Source organism: Pseudomonas sp. NPDC088429, assembly GCF_044753305.1.
Lineage (GTDB): Bacteria > Pseudomonadota > Gammaproteobacteria > Pseudomonadales > Pseudomonadaceae > Aquipseudomonas > Aquipseudomonas rustica.
The window spans coordinates 1-2,319 of record NZ_JBIVMX010000153.1; the positions used below are offsets into that span (position 1 = coordinate 1).

The 2,319-nt window shown below is 57.5% G+C and carries 2 protein-coding genes; one reads left to right on the forward strand and one right to left on the reverse strand.

The window, feature by feature from the left end; translation table 11 throughout:
• Positions 1-726: cbb3-type cytochrome c oxidase subunit I (locus ACIP66_RS28550; RefSeq protein ID WP_400652630.1), on the reverse strand; the 726-nt coding region annotated here is incomplete at its 3' end.
• 95 nt (positions 727-821) lie between these two features.
• Between ACIP66_RS28550 and ACIP66_RS28555 the strand changes: the two genes are divergently transcribed.
• Positions 822-1,502, forward strand: a complete 681-nt coding sequence (locus tag ACIP66_RS28555; RefSeq protein ID WP_400652633.1) for an alpha/beta family hydrolase — start codon at positions 822-824, stop codon at positions 1,500-1,502.
• The last annotated feature ends 817 nt before the right edge of the window (positions 1,503-2,319 follow it).

The following is a 2,319-nucleotide window of genomic DNA, read 5'->3' on the forward strand; positions in this document are numbered from 1 at the left end:
CACGATCGACAAACGATACGAGTACACCGGGCGCTCGGCCTGTTTCGGCACGAAGTAGTACATCATCCCGAGGAAACCGGCGGTGAGGAAAAAGCCTACGGCGTTGTGCCCGTACCACCATTGCACCATCGCGTCGGTTGCACCGGCGTACACCGAGTAGGACTTGGTGAAACTCACCGGCAACTCAAGGTTGTTGACGATGTGCAGAATCGCCACGGTGATGATGAACGCGCCGAAAAACCAGTTGCCCACGTAGATGTGTTTGGTTTTGCGCTGCATGATCGTGCCGAAGAACACGATGGCGTAGGCGACCCAGACAATGGTGATCAGAATGTCGATCGGCCATTCCAGCTCGGCGTATTCCTTGGAGCTGGTGTAACCCAGTGGCAGGCTGATCGCCGCCAGCAGGATCACCAGTTGCCAGCCCCAGAAGCAGAACGCGGCGATTTTCGGTGCGAACAATTGGGTTTGGCAGGTGCGTTGCACCGAGTAAAACGAACTGGCGAACAGCGCGCAGCCGCCGAACGCGAAGATCACCGCGTTCGTGTGCAGCGGGCGCAGGCGGCCAAAACTGGTCCAAGGCAAATTGAAGTTGAGTTCGGGCCAGACCAATTGGGCCGCGAGAAAAACCCCGAGCCCCATGCCGACGATGCCCCACACCACCGTCATAATGGCGAATTGGCGGACCACCTTGTAGTTGTAGGCGGTACTGATAGAAGTGTTCATGGTTCCCCATCCACGGTTCAGCCGAAGTGAGCCCACGCAAAAGACGCGGCGAATCCTTCGTCTGGAGTTATAGGCAGACTAAAAGCGAGGCAAGCATGGACAAACAGCACAAGGCCAGTATTGACGGGGATCAATGGGCGCAGTGCGTGCGTGATCATGGGTGGCTGTGGGATGCTGCTCATGGGGAAGCTGCGGCGACGTTGATCCTGGCTCACGGTGCTGGTGCGCCGATGGACAGCGACTGGATGAACGACATGGCTGGGCGCCTTGCTGCTCTTGGGATTAACGTGTTGCGGTTTGAGTTTCCGTATATGGCGCAGCGGCGCGTTGACGGTGGTAAACGTCCGCCCAATCCGGCGCCGAAGCTGTTGGAGTGGTGGCGTGAGGTGTTTGCTGTAGTGCGACGTCATGTCACTGGGGTTTTGGCGATTGGCGGGAAGTCGATGGGGGGGCGGATGGCGAGTCTTTTGGCTGACGAATTGGGCGTGGATGCGTTGGTGTGTCTGGGGTATCCGTTTTATGCGGTGGGGAAGCCGGAGAAGCCTCGGGTTGAGCATTTGGCTTCTTTGCGGACGCGGACGTTGATTGTGCAGGGGGAGCGGGATGCGCTTGGCAATCGTGAAGCCGTGGAGGCGTATGCGTTATCGCCGAGTATCAAGGTGTTTTGGCTGGTGGCCGGGGATCATGATTTGAAACCGCTCAAGGCTTCAGGTTTTACGCATGAACAGCATTTGGCCAGTGCCGCGCAGAAAGTAGCCGAGTTTCTCAGCAAGTGACCGAGCCGGGCTGAGATTTTGAACTGCATGAAGATCTGCTCCCTTTCCCCCTCGCCCCCTTGGGGGAGAGGGCTGGGGTGAGGGGGATGGATATCAGCTGCGACATATTTTTTGAGTACATATCCATTGCTGCGGTAACGGCCACCTACGGTTTCGCCCTTACGGCGACTCACTTTTTTACAAGCGCCTAAAAAAGTAAGCAAAAAACGCTTGCTCCTACGTTCGGCCCGCTCGCTGGGGCTCGGGGTTCCTTCGCTGCGGGATCCATCCGGGCGCATCGCCTCCGGTTTGCTGCGCTGCACCTCCTCTCGATGTGTTTGGCTGCGCCAAACGGTCGCTGCGCTCCCACCCCCGGATGAATCCCTCCGCTCAGCCTTCCGATGTCGCCCGTGGATCAAGATCCAAATCAAAAGCAGCAGCCGAGCTTGCGCTCATCCTGTTGAGTGGGGCGGCTGCGCCGCGAATTCCATGTAGGAGCTGCCGAAGGCTGCGATCTTTTGATTTTGTTTTTGTAGGAGCAGAGCTTGCTCGCGAAGGCGGCCTGATAGCCGGCCTGTCTCTTGCTGAACGCACCGGATCCCACTGTAGGAGCCAGCTTGCTGGCGATGGCGACCCATGAGCCGCCGAATCTCTATCGGATGTAATCAATCCGTGTGGGAGCTAGCTTGCCAGCGATAGCGACCTACCAGCCAACCCATCCCTAACCCGTTTAACAAATCCCACTGTGGGAGATTCTATGGTTGCGAACAACGTTTTTTAGGCAGTTTTGCTGACGTATGCTTTCTCGCTCTTCAGCAGCGCGTATGCAATACGCGCG

Bases quoted from the DNA above. Each gene is read 5' to 3' on its own strand.
- ACIP66_RS28555 (WP_400652633.1), top strand. From the start codon at position 822: ATGGACAAACAGCACAAGGCCAGTATTGACGGGGATCAATGGGCGCAG.